General features: G+C 40.0%; 17 protein-coding genes and 1 pseudogene. 13 read left to right on the forward strand and 5 right to left on the reverse strand.

Annotated features, from left to right (window positions below):
• Positions 1-618: 618 nt before the first annotated feature.
• Positions 619-1,140, forward strand: coding sequence for a sigma-70 family RNA polymerase sigma factor (locus tag IGL24_RS02745; protein ID WP_206855439.1), 522 nt, complete (start codon positions 619-621; stop codon positions 1,138-1,140).
• Positions 1,141-1,158: 18 nt separating this feature from the next.
• Positions 1,159-2,025, forward strand: coding sequence for an RsiV family protein (locus IGL24_RS02750; protein ID WP_206855441.1), 867 nt, complete (start codon positions 1,159-1,161; stop codon positions 2,023-2,025).
• A gap of 118 nt (positions 2,026-2,143) precedes the next feature.
• On the opposite strand, the gene IGL24_RS02755 is transcribed toward IGL24_RS02750, so the two are convergent.
• The 3 genes from IGL24_RS02755 to IGL24_RS02765 are packed head-to-tail and all read right to left on the reverse strand — an operon-like array spanning position 2,144 to position 4,263.
• A complete protein-coding gene (locus IGL24_RS02755; RefSeq protein WP_206855443.1) occupies positions 2,144-2,383 on the reverse strand; it encodes a hypothetical protein in 240 nt (79 codons plus the stop codon).
• Positions 2,384-2,399: 16 nt separating this feature from the next.
• A complete protein-coding gene (locus IGL24_RS02760) occupies positions 2,400-2,909 on the reverse strand; it encodes a hypothetical protein (RefSeq protein WP_206855445.1) in 510 nt (169 codons plus the stop codon).
• On the reverse strand, positions 2,872-4,263 hold the full coding sequence (locus tag IGL24_RS02765; RefSeq protein ID WP_206855447.1) for a Y-family DNA polymerase: 1,392 nt from the start codon (positions 4,261-4,263) through the stop codon (positions 2,872-2,874). The genes IGL24_RS02760 and IGL24_RS02765 overlap by 38 nt, the downstream gene beginning before the upstream one ends.
• Before the next feature lie 552 nt (positions 4,264-4,815).
• On the opposite strand from IGL24_RS02765, the gene aroF reads away from it, so the two are divergent.
• The 10 genes and pseudogenes from aroF to IGL24_RS02815 all read left to right on the forward strand — a co-directional run bounded on the left by aroF (position 4,816) and on the right by IGL24_RS02815 (position 13,883).
• Complete coding sequence (gene aroF, locus IGL24_RS02770) at positions 4,816-5,835, forward strand: 3-deoxy-7-phosphoheptulonate synthase (RefSeq protein ID WP_206855448.1); 1,020 nt, start codon at positions 4,816-4,818, stop codon at positions 5,833-5,835.
• A gap of 14 nt (positions 5,836-5,849) precedes the next feature.
• On the forward strand, positions 5,850-6,914 hold the full coding sequence (gene aroB / locus IGL24_RS02775) for a 3-dehydroquinate synthase (protein WP_206855450.1): 1,065 nt from the start codon (positions 5,850-5,852) through the stop codon (positions 6,912-6,914).
• On the forward strand, positions 6,915-8,081 hold the full coding sequence (aroC, locus tag IGL24_RS02780; RefSeq protein WP_206855454.1) for a chorismate synthase: 1,167 nt from the start codon (positions 6,915-6,917) through the stop codon (positions 8,079-8,081).
• Between the two features lie 13 nt (positions 8,082-8,094).
• The gene (locus IGL24_RS02785; protein WP_206855457.1) at positions 8,095-9,174 is read left to right on the forward strand and encodes a prephenate dehydrogenase; all 1,080 of its coding nucleotides are present in this window, start codon (positions 8,095-8,097) and stop codon (positions 9,172-9,174) included.
• Between the two features lie 4 nt (positions 9,175-9,178).
• Positions 9,179-10,462 carry a 3-phosphoshikimate 1-carboxyvinyltransferase gene (gene aroA / locus IGL24_RS02790; protein WP_206855458.1) on the forward strand — a complete coding sequence of 428 codons (1,284 nt, stop codon included), beginning with the start codon at positions 9,179-9,181 and terminating at the stop codon, positions 10,460-10,462.
• Complete coding sequence (locus IGL24_RS02795) at positions 10,462-10,968, forward strand: shikimate kinase (RefSeq protein WP_206855459.1); 507 nt, start codon at positions 10,462-10,464, stop codon at positions 10,966-10,968. The genes aroA and IGL24_RS02795 overlap by 1 nt, the downstream gene beginning before the upstream one ends.
• Positions 10,965-11,831, forward strand: a complete 867-nt coding sequence (gene pheA, locus IGL24_RS02800; protein ID WP_429968385.1) for a prephenate dehydratase — start codon at positions 10,965-10,967, stop codon at positions 11,829-11,831. The genes IGL24_RS02795 and pheA overlap by 4 nt, the downstream gene beginning before the upstream one ends.
• 291 nt (positions 11,832-12,122) lie before the next feature.
• Positions 12,123-12,577, forward strand: a pseudogene (locus IGL24_RS02805) (type II toxin-antitoxin system HicB family antitoxin).
• 125 nt (positions 12,578-12,702) lie between these two features.
• Positions 12,703-13,212 carry a type 1 glutamine amidotransferase domain-containing protein gene (locus tag IGL24_RS02810; protein ID WP_206855461.1) on the forward strand — a complete coding sequence of 170 codons (510 nt, stop codon included), beginning with the start codon at positions 12,703-12,705 and terminating at the stop codon, positions 13,210-13,212.
• A 344-nt stretch (positions 13,213-13,556) separates the two neighbouring features.
• Complete coding sequence (locus tag IGL24_RS02815; RefSeq protein WP_206855462.1) at positions 13,557-13,883, forward strand: arsenic metallochaperone ArsD family protein; 327 nt, start codon at positions 13,557-13,559, stop codon at positions 13,881-13,883.
• Between the two features lie 109 nt (positions 13,884-13,992).
• On the opposite strand, the gene IGL24_RS02820 is transcribed toward IGL24_RS02815, so the two are convergent.
• Both IGL24_RS02820 and IGL24_RS02825 read right to left on the reverse strand, forming a co-directional pair.
• Positions 13,993-15,159 carry a galactokinase gene (locus tag IGL24_RS02820; RefSeq protein ID WP_206855463.1) on the reverse strand — a complete coding sequence of 389 codons (1,167 nt, stop codon included), beginning with the start codon at positions 15,157-15,159 and terminating at the stop codon, positions 13,993-13,995.
• The gene (locus tag IGL24_RS02825) at positions 15,159-16,196 is read right to left on the reverse strand and encodes an aldose epimerase family protein (protein WP_206855464.1); all 1,038 of its coding nucleotides are present in this window, start codon (positions 16,194-16,196) and stop codon (positions 15,159-15,161) included. Before IGL24_RS02825 ends, IGL24_RS02820 begins: the two co-directional genes overlap by 1 nt.
• Before the next feature lie 238 nt (positions 16,197-16,434).
• On the opposite strand from IGL24_RS02825, the gene IGL24_RS02830 reads away from it, so the two are divergent.
• Positions 16,435-17,340, forward strand: coding sequence for an AraC family transcriptional regulator (locus IGL24_RS02830; RefSeq protein ID WP_206855465.1), 906 nt, complete (start codon positions 16,435-16,437; stop codon positions 17,338-17,340).
• Positions 17,341-17,353 lie beyond the last annotated feature (13 nt).

The following is a 17,353-nucleotide window of genomic DNA, read 5'->3' on the forward strand; positions in this document are numbered from 1 at the left end:
TTTCTCTCTATGTCAACAAAGGTTTCTTCGATTCGCAGCGTTTATACAATGTTAAGTTGAAAAGATCTGGTCATTCGTTCTATCTCTTGCTAAAAACGAATAAATAGTTTTCTAGAAGTGGAATACTACATAAATAAGCACCAAAATCCATTGATGAATAATTGTTGGGTTTTGGTGCTTTTTATCGGAGCTTAATACTTGTATCAGAATCTCACAAACCTGTCTTTTGTGTGGAAATAGTAATTTAAAATATAGGAATGTTCAAAATAAAGTTAATCTTTTTGAAACTTTTCTTAGAAAACGATCGTCTAATTAAGTATAAAAAAAGAAAGTGGAGTGAGCGGATGAAACATGAAAAAAACTATTCATTTTTAACGATAGAGCTAATTTTCTTAATCTTATTGTTCCTGTTTACTAGCCTTTTTTTATTGATGTATTCAATGGATACATTTTCGATCCGAGAAGAAAAGCAACGGGAGATAGAGATAAATGAGTCACAGAGAAGGGAAGATGCGCGAACAAGTCAGGAAGCAAACAAAGATTTTACAAAAGCTCTAGGTTATATTTATTATTTGAGATAAAAAATCAATGCAAATTGTTTTTTTATGAGATAGGGAGGTGTCTAATATTTTCAATCGGATAGCAAAAAAGCAGCGAGTCAAATATTATGAATCTCAGTTAGAACAGTTGATTGAAACACAATATCAAAAAATGTACCGAATCGCTTATAGTTATACGCACAGTTCAGAAGATGCGTTGGATGTTATCCAAGATAGCTTTCAAAAAGCATTGATGGATTTCTCAAAGGTAAAGAAAATCGATCATTTTCAAGCTTGGTTTTATAAAATCCTAGTTCGAACAGCAATTGACCATTGGCGTAAGAATAAACGAATTCCATTAAATTTTGAATTGGAAGATTATCAAGGTCTTGAATTCATCGATTTTCAAAATGATGTTTCTTATATGGAATTACGAGAATTGTTGAGCCAAACACCCAGTCCGGAACGTGAGATCATTATCTTGAAATTTTTTGAGGGATTTACATTGAAAGAAATTGCTCAGATTTTAAATTTAAATGAGAGTACTGTGAAAACAAAAATGTATCGCTCGCTAGATAATTACAAAGAAATTTTAAAATAAAGGAGAGTGGGTAGCGAAATGGGAGGAGCAAAGAAAAAAATAAGCATGATGGATCAGGCGTATCATGCAAATGAAATACCTGAACAATTAGAAGAAGAGCTTTTCAAGCGTTTTATGATCGCAAAGAAAAAAGTGAGCGTGAAACGACAAGTGAAAAATGTTAGTCGTATCAGTTTGGGTATCGTCTGCTCAATATTTATTTTGTTTGCAGGTGTTCAAAATAGAGACTTTCGCGTATGGGCGACAGAAATTCCTATTCTAGGAGAATTGGTTTCTATCATTACTGGGAAAACCTATTCATTCCAAGAAGAGAAATCAGGTGTCACGATTGCTATTCCTAGAATAATGGGGAAAGAAGAAATCCATGATCAGCTGAATCAAAAATATCTTGCAGAGGGCCAACAGGCTTATGAGGAAGGAATAAAAGAACTCAAGAAAAACGGGCAACAAATCGATACAACAGGTGGATATCACCTATTGGTCAATGATGAACGATTTTTAGTGATTGATCGTTCAATCGAGCAGACCATAGCAAGTACACAAACGAAAAATCAATTTGATACGCTAGATAAACAAAATAAAGTAGTTTTGTCCTTGCCTTTATTATTTAAAAGTGATGATTATCTCAGTGCTCTTTCAAAAGAAATTGAAGAACAGATGAGAAGACGGATAGAAAAAAATCCAGAATCAACTTACTTTGCTCTGGAGGATAATGGCTCATTTTTATTAACAAAAGATCCAAATTTTTATATCAATAAAGAACATCAGTTGGTCATCTTCTTTGATAAATATGAGGTAGCACCTGGTGCTATGGGAACCCAAGAATTTATTATCGATACAAATAAAATAAAACCTTTATTGTCTGATCCAAACTATTTGAACTGAAGCTTTCTAGCTTTACTGATAGAAGCGTCAACCGTTTGTATTTTTTATCGGTTGACGCTTTTTAGGCTGAAAGAAAGGAACGTTCAATGATGGACGAGGTGTCCAATAGGTGGATGAACTAGTTAATTGCTTGTTTGACGATGTTTTTCCAAAAATGAAAATATTCTTCTTCCAAATCGATTGAATCAAGTTCATCCCAAGCGATGAAGCCCCCGTTTACGTAAAAACCGTCTTCTGTCATCTTTTTTTGAATCGCTCCTCTATGGTTTTGTCCGTTTTTTGTTTGGATCGTAATTTCTTGCTTGGCAATATAAGCAGTGATTATGACAGTCTCGAAATGTTTCTTTACCATTGTCATCGGCAGCACCTCCATTTTACTCATTTTCCTCTTCAAAAGCTTGATAAAATTCATCTTTGATCAATTGCAGTTCAACTTGTTGCTTTGGATTGTTCCAATCGATGGGGCGAAAACTTTGTTTGTCATGTGTCTTGTTGTCACTAACGTCAAACCATTTTGTTTCTTGTTTTAAACCAACGTGACGAATGTCCTCCCAAAGAATCTGGTACTGGTCAATTGTCATATATTCTTCATCACTTTCACCAAAAAATACGCCTTCAATATTTTCTAAATACCTGCCAAATTCATCTTTTGTATTTAATTGGATAGTCACTTTTTGACGATAGAGAAAGGACTGTAACAGGACTTGATCGATTTCTTCTCTCTTCATCTGCGATTGAGGAGGGAGGTCTTTTAGGGCGTCTTCTGCGTTTTCATCGATCCCTTTGACTAATTCATCCATAGCAAAAGCGGTCCCCCATTTCAAGCCAAAGGGGCGATCGCGGTATTCATTGTAATCGAGAAATTCTTTTTTCGTGCGTCGCATGTCCTTCACCTTCAATACCAGCCATTCCGCCTGCATGACCGCCGACAAGCGAGCTACGGGCGATTGCTCGACCACCTTCCAGTAAACTATGGGCATGGACGATCGCTTTGAATCCGTATTTTTGTCGTATTTTATCCACGATAAAGTCCACTTTCGCATGATTCATTTGTTCTTTCGGATCATCAAAAAGATTCAATTGTAGTCCAGCAGAATAAACGAGTTGTGAGCAATTGACGCCAATGCTGCGAATGTCCTGCCGTTTGTAATGCTGGTCAAATATGCGGAGTAAAGCCTCGGCTAGCTCATGGCTCGAATTGGTCGCCGGGATTTTCAATTGTTGATGAAAGCCTCTTTTGCCAGAAGGATCGATATATCCTAGTGAAAAACCGACCCAAAGGCTGATCACTTGGGCTTTTGTTTCGGCACGCCGTAAGCGAGTTCCTAATTGATCCGCCATTTCCTTGATGACGATTTCGATTTCTGATCGTCGAGTATAATCTCTGTTCAATATTTGACTATTTCCCATACTTTTTGATTTCGGTGTGTATTTTTCGCCTAAAAAACTACGATCGATCCCCCAAGCGTGGGCATAAAGTTGTGTACCGATCACGCCAAGCGTACTTTTTAGGCGATAGTAGTCTGCGTGAGCTAAGTCGTAGACAGTATCGATCCCTAAGTTATTCAAGCGTACGGCCATTTTCCGACCGATCCCCCAAAAGTCAGTCAGCTTGGGAATCTGCCAAACGGTAGTTTTGACCTCTTCATAGCGCCATTCTGCAATCCGATCTGGCGAATCTTTTGAGGCATTGTCTAGTGCTAGTTTTGCCAATAATGGATTGTCACCAATACCGACAGTGGTGTAGATGCCAGTGCGATCCACTACGTCTTGTTGGATCATTTGTGCAAGTTCTTTTGCTGTTTTTACACCAAATAAGTTCAAACTGTTCGTGATATCTAAAAAACTTTCATCGACCGAATAGACATGGTGATTGGCTTCATCTGCATATTTTTTATAGATTGCATTGATTTCTTTATTTTTCTCCATGTAATAAGCCATGCGTGGTGGCGCAATGTGCAAATCTTTTGGGTAAGGAAAGGGGAGATCTCGCGCACGACTGATATTCGTAATACCGTACGCTTTTTTTGCTTCCGGACTTGAAGCTAAAATCAACCCGCTTCCTCGTTCTTCCCAAGAATTTGAAGGATAGGACATCACGACAAGCTTTGCTTCTAACGGATTTAATCCTCGTTCGACACATTCGACAGAAGCATAGAAGGACTTACAATCAATACATAAAATATCTCTAGAAGGTTCTTTCTGATAGTCAAATACGGGATTTTGATTTTTAAACATAACAGTCACCTCTTCCACTTGATTAGAACACATGTTCGCATTTTTTGTCAACGGAAAAATCATTAAGGGCATTAAAAAATATCTTTCGTCGAAAACGGCAGTGAGACAAAAAGAAAAAAGATTTGAAAAAGTAGTTGACTTATTTCAGAAAGAAATCTATACTTAAACCAATCTTAAATCAGTTTGGAGCGATTTCTTATGAAAATCACATTGAATTCACAACTGAATACGTATTACTTTAGCTATTTTAGATAGGTTTGTATTCATGAGACTCATGGGTGCAAACACAACGTTTGTATCTATGATGGCTAAGGATGTTTGAGATGACTTGTCCGCCACATAGATGAAAATCTATAGTGGCTTTTTTGTTAGAATTTTTCAGGCCCACTGTAGATTTGTCTACGGCGGGCTTTTTTTATACCTAACGAAAGGAGAAACACAGTAGTTCATTTTTCAACGAGTTATTTTAAGAAAACAAAAAAACGATTTTCCACTGTCGATCGAGTGCTTAAACAGTGTTAAAAAAAATAAAAATAAAAAGGATGTTATCTTATGATTTTGATTATTAAACCAGGAATTGAAGTAGACCAATTAGAACCAGTACTTTCACGTATCAAAGAAGAGGGCTTAGAAGTCCAAATCAACCAAGGCAAAGATCGCCTTGTTTTAGGATTGATCGGTGATCCTAAAATCATCCAAGATGTGCCATTCGAAAGATACGATATGGTAGAACGTGCTGTAAAAATCTCCAATACGTACAAACTAACTTCTAGAGAATTTCATCCTCAAGATACAGTCGTTGATGTAGATGGTGTGAAAATCGGTGATGGCAGTTTTGTGACGATGGCTGGCCCTTGTTCAGTAGAAGGTGAAGAACAAATCATGGAAACTGCTCGTATGGCAAAAGCGGGTGGCGCAACGATCCTACGTGGTGGAGCTTACAAACCTAGAACATCACCATACGCTTTCCAAGGATTAGGAGAAGAAGGGTTGAAAATGATGCGTAAAGCTGCGGATCATTACGGTTTGAAAGTCATTACTGAAGTGATGGATGAAGCGCACATTGACGTGGTTTGCGAATACGCAGATATCATCCAGATCGGTGCTAGAAACATGCAAAATTTCCGTTTACTAGAAGCGGTTGGTAAAACTGGCAAACCAATTGGCTTGAAACGTGGGATTTCAGGAACGATCGAAGAATGGCTGAATGCGGCGGAATACATTGCGGTACAAAACAATCCAAACATCATTTTTATCGAACGTGGCATCCGTACGTACGAAACAGCCACACGTAATACCTTCGATCTAAGTGCTGTACCGATCATCAAAAAATTAAGTCACTTCCCGATCATCGTTGACCCTAGTCACGGCACAGGAGTCTGGGACCTTGTCTCACCAATGGCTCGAGCAGGAGTTGCTAGTGGCGCAGATGGAATGATCGTAGAGATCCATCCTGACCCAATCCACGCATGGTCAGATGGACAGCAGTCATTGAATGAAAAGAACTACCTAAGAATGATGGCAGAAGTAGAGATTTTAGTTGAAGCGATGAATAAAATCAAAGCCTTATAGAAAAGAGGAGCGACATGTTAGAAGTTGTCTTACCAGAAAAAAGCTATGAGATCATCATTGAACGAAACGCACTTGACCATGTATCTGAGTGGCTTGAAGGAATCTGGAAAAATAAAAAAATCGCAGTCATCAGTGACACGAATGTTTTTCCGATCTATGGCGAGAAAGTCTGTCAACAATTGCGAACCAGCTACGAAGTCGTCCATTATGTAGTTCCAGCTGGAGAAAACAGCAAATCATTCGACATGGCAGCGGAACTCTATGCGTTTTTAGCAAAAGAACAATTTACGCGCAGTGATGCAGTCATTGCGCTTGGTGGAGGAGTGATTGGCGATTTAGCGAGCTTCGTTGCTTCTACTTACATGCGAGGCATTTCTTTTGTGCAAATCCCAACTTCTTTACTGGCACAAGTCGATTCAAGTATTGGCGGAAAAACAGCGATCAATGCCCCTATGGCGAAAAACATGATCGGGACATTTGCCCAGCCAGACGGTGTGTTGATCGATCCAGAAACGTTAACGACTTTATCAGAGCGCAGAATCCAAGAGGGGATCGCAGAAATCATCAAATGTGGGGCGATCAGTGATGAAACGTTGTGGCAAGATCTGGCAAGTTTAACAGGAGTTGCCGATCTACTAGCGAATAGCGAAAAAGTCATTGAAAAAGCCTTGCGAGTGAAGAAAAAAGTCGTAGAAGAAGACCAATTTGATAACGGAAGCCGTTTGTTGTTGAATTTTGGGCATACGATTGGCCATGCGATTGAAAATACTGCTGGTTATGGCCAAATCAGTCATGGTGAAGCCGTAGCGATCGGGATGGTGCAAATCACCAAACAAGCTGAGAAAATGGGACAATCACCGGTTGGAATCACAGATCAATTGATTGCAATGATTGAAAAATATCAGTTGCCAATCAACTATCAACCTTGGGAAGAACAGTCCCTTTATGATGCGATTACCCACGATAAGAAGGCGCGTGGGAAGACATTGAAAATCATTTTATTAGATAAGATCGGACAAGCAAGGATTCAAGAAATCCCGCTTGAATCTGTGAAAGACTATTTAGAGGAGGCGAATTAGATGCGTTTTTTAACAGCAGGAGAATCACATGGACCACAACTTACTGCCATTATTGAAGGTGTTCCGGCAGGTTTAGAAGTTTCACTTGAAAAAATCAATGAAGACCTTGCGAGACGACAAGGCGGTTACGGTCGTGGGGGCAGAATGAAGATCGAAAAAGATCGTGTACAGATCACATCAGGTATTCGCCATGGTAAAACGCTTGGTTCGCCTATCACGATGATCGTGGAAAACAAAGATTGGAAAAATTGGCAGACAGTGATGTCAGTCGAACCCATCGAAGAAAAACATGTCACACGTCGTCGCGTAGCGAAACCTCGTCCAGGACATGCGGATCTCGTTGGCGGGATGAAATACCAACACCAAGATCTTAGAAATGTGTTAGAGCGATCTTCAGCGAGAGAAACGACGATGCGTGTAGCGATCGGTTCTTTAGCAAAACAGATCCTAGCGGCACTAGATATCGAAATTGCCAGTCATGTAGCGGTTCTTGGAGGAATCAAAGCAACGATCCCTGAAGAGCTTCCTGTGGCAGTCATCAAGGAAAAAACAACGATCTCTGAAGTCAATATGGTCGATCTTGAAATCGAAGAACAAGTCAAAACATTGATCGATGATACTAAAAAAGCAGGGGATACCTTAGGTGGTGTCGTCGAAGTTCGTGTTGAAAATGTACCCGCTGGATTAGGTAGTTACGTCCAATGGGATAAAAAATTAGATGGCAAATTAGCACAAGCGATGCTTAGTATCAATGCGTTCAAAGGAGTGGAATTTGGTATCGGATTTGACGCAGCCACTTTACCAGGTTCGAAAGTCATGGATGAGATCACATGGGATCAAGAACATGGATACCGCCGTACGACGAATCATTTAGGTGGTTTTGAAGGTGGGATGACGAATGGCGAACAAATCATCGTTCGCGGTGTGATGAAGCCGATCCCGACACTTTACAAGCCATTGATGAGTGTTGATATCGACACGAAGGAAGCGTATAAAGCAAGTGTTGAACGTTCAGATAGTACGGCTGTTCCAGCAGCTTCTGTCGTTGCTGAGCATGTGATTGCAACGGCCCTTGCTATGGAAATACTTGAACACTTTCCAGCAGATAACATGCATGAACTACAAAAATCTGTTGCCAGTCATCGGCAGATGATCCAAGACTTTTAGAAGAGGTGACCCTATGAAGAAAAAGGTATTTGTCTTAGGTTTAGGTCTGATTGGTGCTTCGCTTTGTCGGGCAATCAAAGGATCAAATGTGACGCTTTACGGATGGGATCATTCTGAAGAAACAAGAAAAATTGCAGAGGAAGTCCAACTAGTCGATCATCTCGTGTCTGGGATCGAAGAAGCGAGTCAAATGGATGTCATTTTACTCGCGGTCCCTGTACAAGTTAGTTTGGATTATTTGCAACGCTTAGCGACACTTCCGTTAAAGGAATCTGTATTGGTCAGTGATACGGGCAGTACGAAAGCGGCAATCATGACTGCGGCTAAAGAATTACCTTTTACTTTTATTGGTGGTCATCCAATGGCAGGCTCACATAAATCAGGAGTCAAAGCCGGCAATCCCAATTTGTTTGAGGAAGCCTACTATATATTGACCAATGATCATGAGAGTGACCGCGTGGATGAATTGATGGAACTACTGGAACCGACGCGAGCAAAATTTGTTTTGATGGAAGCAACAAATCATGACGAAATCGTCGGTGTCTTGAGCCATCTGCCCCATATCGTGGCTGCTGGGTTGGTACAAACAAGCGATGCGCTCAATCAAAAACATCCAAGAGCATCGCAACTTGCAGCGGGAGGCTTTCGGGATATTACTCGAATTGCTTCTTCGGACCCTAAAATGTGGACAGATATCTTACTGACGAATCAAGAAATCATGCTGTCCTTATTAGCAGAGTGGCAATCCTCCATGGAAACGTTGAAAACACAACTTGAAAAAAATGATGAGTATGCGATCCATCGTTTTTTTGCACAAGCCAAGCAAACAAGAGACCAGTTGCCGAAGAAACGGCAAGGAACGATTCCGGCATTTTATGATCTATATGTCGATATCCCGGATATTTCCGGTGCAGTCGCCAAGGTGACTACAGCATTAAGTCAAGCAGATATTTCAATCATCAATTTAAAAATACAAGAAACTAGAGAAGATATTTTCGGAGTCCTTGAATTATCCTTCAAAAATCAAGCAGATTTGGAAAAAGGACAAGCATTGATTCAAGCGGAAAATTTTCACTGTTGGATCAGGAGTTGAGACAATGAAATTACTTAACGCAACACATGGGATCAAAGGAGAACTAACAGTTCCAGCAGATAAGTCGATTTCTCATCGCAGTATCATGTTCGGTGCGATCAGTCACGGAAAAACAACGGTGACGAACTTTTTAAAAGCAGAAGATTGTTTGAGTACGATTTCCGTATTCAAACAACTAGGAGTAAAAATAGTCGAAGAAGAAGAGCAAATCCATATCTATGGTCATGGCGTAGAGGGATTACAAACGCCAGCCGAGCGATTAGATGCAGGTAATTCTGGGACCACGATCCGCTTGCTTTTAGGGATTTTAGCCGGCAGTCAGGTTTCAGCAGAAGTGTCTGGAGACGACTCATTGAATCGTCGACCAATGGGAAGAGTGATGGATCCTTTACGAGAAATGGGTGCAGATCTTAAAGGCATCGAACATCCCGATCTACCACCGTTACGAGTGACTGGTGCTTCTTTGAAACCAATTGAATATGAGATGCCAATTGCCAGTGCGCAAGTCAAATCAGCGATTTTATTTGCGGCACTCCAAGCAGATGGCGAGACAACGATCATCGAAAAAGAAAAATCACGGAATCATACAGAAGAAATGATCAAACAGTTTGGTGGAAAAATCACGGTAGAAGATAAAGTGATCACAATCTCTGGCGGACAACGCTTAGTTGGACAAAACGTGGCGGTGCCTGGTGACATTTCTTCAGCAGCTTTTTATCTCGTTGCTGCAAGTATTTTGCCAAATAGCGAAGTGCTACTGAAACAAGTGGGGATCAATCCGACACGAACAGGGATTTTAGATGTGCTGAACGACATGGGTGCTTCCATCCAAGAAATGCAGATTGATCAACAAAATCAAGCCGCTGACTTAATGGTACGTTCTGCCAAATTACAGGCATGTACGATCGAAGGAGAAATCATTCCTCGATTGATCGATGAACTGCCAATTTTGGCATTAGCTGCGACACAAGCACAAGGAACGACGATCATCGGAGATGCGCAAGAATTAAAAGTCAAAGAAACGAATCGCATCGATGCGACAGCGGAAGAATTGATAAAAATGGGCGCATCTATTGAAACAACAGAAGACGGCATGATCATTCATGGTCCAACACCTCTACATGGGGCAACTGTTGATAGTCATGGCGATCATCGCATTGGCATGATGCTACAGATTGCTGCATTATTGACCGATGAACCAGTTGAATTGAACCATCCGGAAGCGGTAAATATTTCTTATCCCGAATTCTTTACGGATCTAGCTAGTCTGATCAAGGAGAAAAACTAATGGCTGCAATTGTACTGATCGGTTTTATGGGCGCCGGTAAAACAACGATCAGTCGAAAGCTATCAATGCAGCTAAAGAAACCATTGATCGATATGGATACAAAACTAGTCGAAGGATTTGGCTGTTCGATCAGTCAGTATTTTGAATTACATGGCGAAGCTGCCTTCAGACAAGAAGAAACGAAGCTGTTGCAAACATCATTGCAAGAAGAAGCGATCATTGCGACAGGTGGCGGCGTGATTTTACAAGAAGAAAATCAGCGTTTACTGGCAGATCATCTGGTCGTTTACTTAAAAGCTGATCCCAATCTTTTGGTCAAACGTATCCGCCAAGACCACAAACAAGCCCGGCCATTGGCACTTGAAAAAGACGATGCAGAGTTGAAAGAGTTGTTTTTCTCGCGAAAAAAACACTATGAAACAGTAGCAGATCTTACGATAGAAACAACCGGTAAATCACCAGCAGAAGTTGTCTCAGAAATCATAAAGCAGGTGATGAATCGATGAAAATTGGTTATCTCGGTCCAAAAGGTTCCTTCACATATAGTGCCGTAAAAAATTATTTCAACGAAGGCGATTGGTTTCCTTATCAAGCATTAACGAATTTGATCGATGCGCAGATCGCACATGAGGTGGATTATGCGATGGTCCCGATCGAAAATTCTATCGAAGGGTCCGTTTTACCGACGTTGGACCATGTTTACGAAACTTTGCCAACGATCCAAGGCGAAATCGTTTTGCCGATCAAGCAACAATTGATGGTCCATCCTGAGCATCAACAGACGTGGCAAGAAGTAACAAAAATCTGTAGTCATCCACAAGCATTGGCACAATCTCAAGTCTTTTTGAAACAACAGTTTCCTGACGTGGAAATCGAACAAATGGGGTCGACCGCACAAGGCGCCCAACAAGTTACTGAGCATCCCGAACAAAAAATAGCGGCAATCGGACCTAAAGAAGCCGCTGAACAGTTTGGCTTGACCATCGTTCAACAAGATATCCAATCGATCCGCAACAATGAAACCCGTTTTTGGCTATTAGGTTCCTCGCCGATTGCATCTAAGTTACCGGTCAATGCACATAAAGCAACTTTATTTGTAGATTTACCAGAAAATCGACCAGGTGCTTTGTATCAAGTACTTGCGGTATTTGCAGAGAAAAACCTTAATTTGACTAAAATCGAATCGCGACCGCAAAAAACCTCATTAGGCGAATACTTTTTCGTGATTGAAGTGGAAATCGAAAAAACAGACCCGAATTTGAACGAAGCAATCAAACTACTGGAACAGCGAGCATTTCCAGTTCAGTTGATTGGGAAATATCCAGTTTATCGCAGTCGTGAGGATAGACAACAGATCCACAGAAAATAAATCAAAGCAGCTAAACGTAGCTAGCTGCTTTGGTTTATTTTTTTATCGAATAATTTCTTTATTGTTTACGTGTTACACGTGCTAATATAGACATATCAATGGGTTTTATGACAATGCCAGTGATACCACAGGAAATGGTTGATTTCCATAGGTGGGATAGGCTCTCATGTAAAAGTGGAAACCGATCAATCATTGTTCCTTCCAAGCTACTAAAGGGATAAAAAAAGCGATATTGAGGCAGGTAGGGTTAAAATAACTCTGTTTCTGCTTCTTAAGAGAGGGGTGGAAAACATGCTTGTTTCATATCCGGCATTATTCTATTTAGAAACAAGTGAAGGTTATGACTCGGGATTTTCTGTTTTCTTTCCAGATTTTTCGGAGATGGCTGGTACAAGCGGATCTGATATTTCTGAAGCAATCGAAAATGCATCTGATTATTTAGGTATCCTTTTGGCGGACGAGATAGAAGAAGAGCGAACGTTACCTGCGCCATCTTTTATCAGTTCATTGTCACTGATAGAGAATAATCCTTTTAAAAATGATGCCGAATTCACATTAGAGTATGATGCTGAAAAGTCATTTATTTCAATGGTCTCTGTTGATTTATCAGAATACTTAGGATCAGAGGAACCTGTAAAAAAACATTAACGATCCCAAAATGGGCAGATAAGTTAGGTAAAGAAATGCATCTGAATTTTTCAAAGACATTGACCGAAGCGATTGTTCGAAAAAAATTAGGTGCGTAACTTTAAAAGGGAAAGTAGCATTTATTCTTTTAAATAAAATAAGTTATAAATCATAAACAGATGATTTGCACACTTTTCTGAAATCCTTTAGGCTAGAATCAAGCGATAAGAAAGGAAGAGGAAAAATGGCAAAAAAAATTGCAGCAATCGTAACTGATTTAGTCGAAGATGTTGAATTAACTTCACCAAAAGAAGCGTTGGAAAATGCAGGGAATGAAGTGACAACGATTGGTTTTGAAGCAAACCAAACAATCAAAGGCAAAAAAGGTGGCGAGTTCACGATCGATCGCAGCATTGATGAAGTTTCTCCTGAAGATTTCGATGCGCTCTTGATCCCAGGAGGTTTTTCACCTGATCAATTACGTAAGGATCAACGTTTTGTTGATTTCGTTACTTACTTCTTGAAAAATGACCAACCGTTATTTGCTATCTGTCATGGTCCACAATTGTTTATCCAAACAGGTCTAACAGAAGGCAGAACGATGACTGCTTACGACACGGTACGTCCAGATGTGGCTTACGCTGGCGCAAATGTCAAAGACGAAGCAGTAGTGATCGATAATCAATTAGTCACTAGCCGTACACCAGATGATTTGCCTGAATTCAACAAAGCAATTGTTGAGATCTTAGGATAAACGACTGAACTCTTAGTAGAGTTGCAAGACAGAATAGTGACACGAGGAATAAAAAAATTTTAGAATGATTGGGACAGAAAGAATGCATATAGCTTCTTTCTGTCTTTTTTTGTGAAAAAGAATTCGCTATTCTGCGAGTGACTAAGTATTTTAGCTAATGATACAATGGTGCGGATCAACGCTAAGAAAATGAAGTATAGTAGAAATGATAGATATCGTTACTATACATTTCCGCCAGCCTTTTGATTAAATCTTTGAAGAATCGTATATTATGCGTATAAACCCCTTGGAGGTGCCGTTGTTGATGCCCTGATAAGAAAATGAAGGAGAGTGGCAATAAAAGAATGATCATTTCATATTATGTATTTGAGCAAGTTGATGATGAAGAACTCTACGTGTTCAAATCATTACATGAAGATTTGGCTACAAAAGAGTTTTATAGTCATACAAAGGGAAAGAAACTAGAAACAAATTTATTTTTTTTGAGTTATTCGATTTTACCTTTTATTGAGAATCCTCAAGTTTTCAATTTATTGCGCACGGGCGATATAAAAAGTTTACAGATCGTTGAAATCGATAACCAAATTGTAAAAACTGGTAGTTACTTAAGTTTGGATGAATTGTCTGAAATAACTGGTATAGGTATGTCTATACAGAGAACCGATTGCTGATTTTTACATTTTTATAGATTATTTAAACGAGATTCAAAATCATGCTTGAATAAAATATGCGCCTGAGTTTGGTAGTTTGCCAAACCCAGACGCGTGTCTTTGTTTTTATTTAAATTTTCGTCGTACCACTTCCAATATGTGCCACATAGAACTCTGGCTCATATCCTACAACCTCTAAATAACGCGCATGAACATTTTCTTTAAAGGCTGGGATCTCCTCTTCTTTGACTAAAGCAATCGCACAGCCGCCAAAGCCTGCTCCGGTCATTCGTGCGCCTAATACACCTGGTTGTGCTTGTGCGGCATCTACAAGTGTGTCTAATTCAATACCTGTGACTTCGTAATCATGACGGAGCGAGTAATGAGAGTCATTCAATAATTGACCAAATGCTTCTAGGTTTCCTTGCTCTAATTCAGCTTTTGCTTTTAGTGTTCGTTGATTTTCAGTGACTGCATGACGTGCACGACGGATCAAGATATCATCACCGATCAAGTCAGTGTTGGCTTCGAAAGTCGCTTCATCCAATTCACCTAATGCTTTGATAGCTAGTTTTGTTTGTAGACGTTTCAAGGCTTCCTCACATTCGCTACGACGTTCATTATATTTTGAATCCGCTAATTCACGTCGTTTGTTTGTGTTCATGATGACCACAGCATAACCATCTAATTTAACTGGCACCATTTCATAGTGTAGTGTATTTGTATCTAGTAAGATTGCCTGATCGACCTCACCAAAACCGATCGCAAATTGATCCATGATCCCTGAATTGACACCAATGAATTCATTTTCTACTTTTTTACCAGTTTGAACGAGTGTCAAACGATCGATGGCTAAATCAAATAGATCTTCCAAAACAATCCCAACTAATAATTCTAATGAGGCGCTACTAGAAAGCCCCGCACCATTTGGGATCGTTCCTTCAATCACCAATTCAAATCCTTGATCGATGGTATAACCTGCTTCTTTTAATTTCAAGATCATTCCTTTGACATAATTTGCCCAGTTGTCTTTTTTATCAAATGTTAAATCATCAAGCGTAAACTCGATCACACCGATTTCTTCGAAGTTTGTTGAGTAGACGACTACCTTATTGTCTTCACGGCGAGCGGCAACTCCGTAAGTGCCATAAGTGATCGATGCAGGAAAGACATGGCCACCATTGTAGTCTGTATGTTCACCGATCAAGTTGATTCTGCCGGGTGAAAAATAATTTGTTGTAGGTTTTTCTCCAAATAATTCATTGAATTTTGTCGTTAAGTGTGTTGGTTTATTCATCATTTTTGTTCCTCTCTTGTTTTAAGTTTGAATTCTGTAATGGTCTCAAATGGTGTTTGAGGTGCCAAAGACATATCGCCAAAGGAAGGATAACGTTCTGCCCCAGGAGCGATTTGTGTTTCAAAGGTGATCCCACCGTGGTCAGCTAGGCGTTTGCCTCGCATTTCAGGTGTATCTTCCCCAAAGTTAGCAGTGAAAATGACGATGCTTGGAGCATCAGTACGGACACTGACTTGGATTGTTTCATCCGGACTCAAGAGCGTAGCAACAGTTTTATCTAACCCTGTTTCCTTTAAGAAGAAGGGATGATCGATACCATCAAATAACTCTTTTTGTGGAAAGTCGCTGGTGAAAACAGTCGACAGTTTTTTTGGTGTTTGGAAATCAAACGGTGTTCCGGTAACTTCGACTTGTTCGCCTGTCGGAATACTGTCTGGTCTTAAAGCGGCAAACGCATGGCTGTTGACCCATAGCGTATGTTCATCGATTGGTTGCGTCACGTCGCCACTCAAGTTGAAGTAAACATGATTTGTTGGATTAAAAAGTGTCAGTTGATCGCTGACTGCTTTCGTTGTCACACGCCAAATATTATCTTCTGTGAGCGTATAGTGGACTTCTACAGATAAGTTCCCGGGAAAACCATGCTCTTGGTCAGGGCTTGTCATGGTAAAGATCACAGTGGCTTCTTGTTCCCCATTAAGGATTTCGTATGACCATGTTTTTTCTTCAAAGCTTGGTGTGCTACCATGTAAGGAATGTCCAGTTGCTGGATCGACAGGTAGTTGGTAGTTCTGACCTGCAAGAGTGAATTTACCTGCATCGATCCGTCCAGCTGTTCGTCCGATCGTTGCTCCGATAAAGGCGTCTTTTTCGAGATATTCTTCTGCTGAATCAAAGCCCAGAACTAATTCTCGGTCATTGAATCTTAAACTGACGATCCGTGCGCCTAAATCAGTGACCGCAAGTGATGTGCCATGTTGATTGGTTAAAGTGATCAATTTAGCGGAAGATCCAAATGTTTTTTCTGTGATATTCATTTTTTCAAGCTTCCTTTCTTTATGAGGCTGAGATATTCGCTGTTTTTTAACAGAATGAGTTCGCTATGATATGCGGTTGAGTAAACCGTTTACATTATCACATAGAAAATGTTTTTGTACTCTTACTTTACCAAGAAATCGCTTACGATAACAGGTATTTCTGTGAGTACTATTTAACTTTTTGTTGCATCTGTAGTAGACTTTAGTCAGAAGACTCTGAAAAAGTAGGTGGCGTAAGTTGGAAAAAGCAATTTTTTTAAAAAATAAACATCAACCATTGTCCAAAGAGCTGTACTTTGATTTTTGTGGATTTTCGAAAACACTTCCATTCCATTCCTTTGGCCCAGCCATCCGTCATGATTATATTTTACATATCGTCATGGAAGGAAAAGGGATCTATCGTGTGAAGGATCGGCAATATCAGTTGAAAAAAGGTGACTTATTTTTGATTCGTCCAGGAGATGCAACCTTTTACTTAGCGGATGGAGAAGAGCCATGGGTGTACAGTTGGATTTCTTTTGGCGGACCCGTGGCAGACAAAATCATCCATCATTCGTTGTTCAAAGAAGATCAATACACCATGGTCTCCTCAGAAATTTCAAAATATGTTGAGATTATTTTAGCATGTATGAATTATTCGCCAGAAAACTTAGCAGATGAATTACAATTGACTGCTTTGACATATCAGCTTTTGGCGCTTCTTCTAGAAGATGGGGGTCACATACGTCTGGGCGAGCAGAAAAACTATTCTTCATTAGCGATCGACACGATCCAGTATATCGAAGAACACTATTCGAAACGTCTGACAGTTGAAGCAATCGCACAACACTTGGCTGTCAATCGCAGTCATTTATCGCGGGTGTTCAAAAATCAATTAGGTATCAGTATCAAAGAGTATATGATTGGCGTTCGCATCAATCGAGCCGCATTTCTCTTGTCGTTGACAGAAGAATCAGTTGAAGCAATCGCTTATCAAGTGGGTTTCAATAGTTTGGTCGTATTTAGCCGAATGTTCAAGAAATTCACTGGCGAGACAGCTACCAGTTATCGGAAACGAATGAATAATGAAAAGATAAAAGGGGTTTCCGCAGAGCAATTGAAAAAGCAGTTAGAGGAACAAGCCATTATTTCTTGGGCAACCTAAAGAAGCAAGGGCA

Origin of the sequence: Enterococcus sp. DIV2371, assembly GCF_050498525.1 — a bacterium.
Lineage (GTDB): Bacteria > Bacillota > Bacilli > Lactobacillales > Enterococcaceae > Enterococcus_B > Enterococcus_B mangumiae.

Bases quoted from the DNA above. Each gene is read 5' to 3' on its own strand.
- IGL24_RS02815 (WP_206855462.1), top strand. From the start codon at position 13,557: ATGATCATTTCATATTATGTATTTGAGCAAGTTGATGATGAAGAACTC.
- aroA (WP_206855458.1), top strand. From the start codon at position 9,179: ATGAAATTACTTAACGCAACACATGGGATCAAAGGAGAACTAACAGTT.
- aroB (WP_206855450.1), top strand. From the start codon at position 5,850: ATGTTAGAAGTTGTCTTACCAGAAAAAAGCTATGAGATCATCATTGAA.
- aroC (WP_206855454.1), top strand. From the start codon at position 6,915: ATGCGTTTTTTAACAGCAGGAGAATCACATGGACCACAACTTACTGCC.
- IGL24_RS02825 (WP_206855464.1), bottom strand. From the start codon at position 16,196: ATGAATATCACAGAAAAAACATTTGGATCTTCCGCTAAATTGATCACT.
- IGL24_RS02795 (WP_206855459.1), top strand. From the start codon at position 10,462: ATGGCTGCAATTGTACTGATCGGTTTTATGGGCGCCGGTAAAACAACG.
- IGL24_RS02785 (WP_206855457.1), top strand. From the start codon at position 8,095: ATGAAGAAAAAGGTATTTGTCTTAGGTTTAGGTCTGATTGGTGCTTCG.
- IGL24_RS02820 (WP_206855463.1), bottom strand. From the start codon at position 15,159: ATGAATAAACCAACACACTTAACGACAAAATTCAATGAATTATTTGGA.
- IGL24_RS02765 (WP_206855447.1), bottom strand. From the start codon at position 4,263: ATGTTTAAAAATCAAAATCCCGTATTTGACTATCAGAAAGAACCTTCT.
- pheA (WP_429968385.1), top strand. From the start codon at position 10,965: ATGAAAATTGGTTATCTCGGTCCAAAAGGTTCCTTCACATATAGTGCC.
- IGL24_RS02755 (WP_206855443.1), bottom strand. From the start codon at position 2,383: ATGACAATGGTAAAGAAACATTTCGAGACTGTCATAATCACTGCTTAT.
- IGL24_RS02750 (WP_206855441.1), top strand. From the start codon at position 1,159: ATGGGAGGAGCAAAGAAAAAAATAAGCATGATGGATCAGGCGTATCAT.
- aroF (WP_206855448.1), top strand. From the start codon at position 4,816: ATGATTTTGATTATTAAACCAGGAATTGAAGTAGACCAATTAGAACCA.
- IGL24_RS02760 (WP_206855445.1), bottom strand. From the start codon at position 2,909: ATGCGACGCACGAAAAAAGAATTTCTCGATTACAATGAATACCGCGAT.
- IGL24_RS02810 (WP_206855461.1), top strand. From the start codon at position 12,703: ATGGCAAAAAAAATTGCAGCAATCGTAACTGATTTAGTCGAAGATGTT.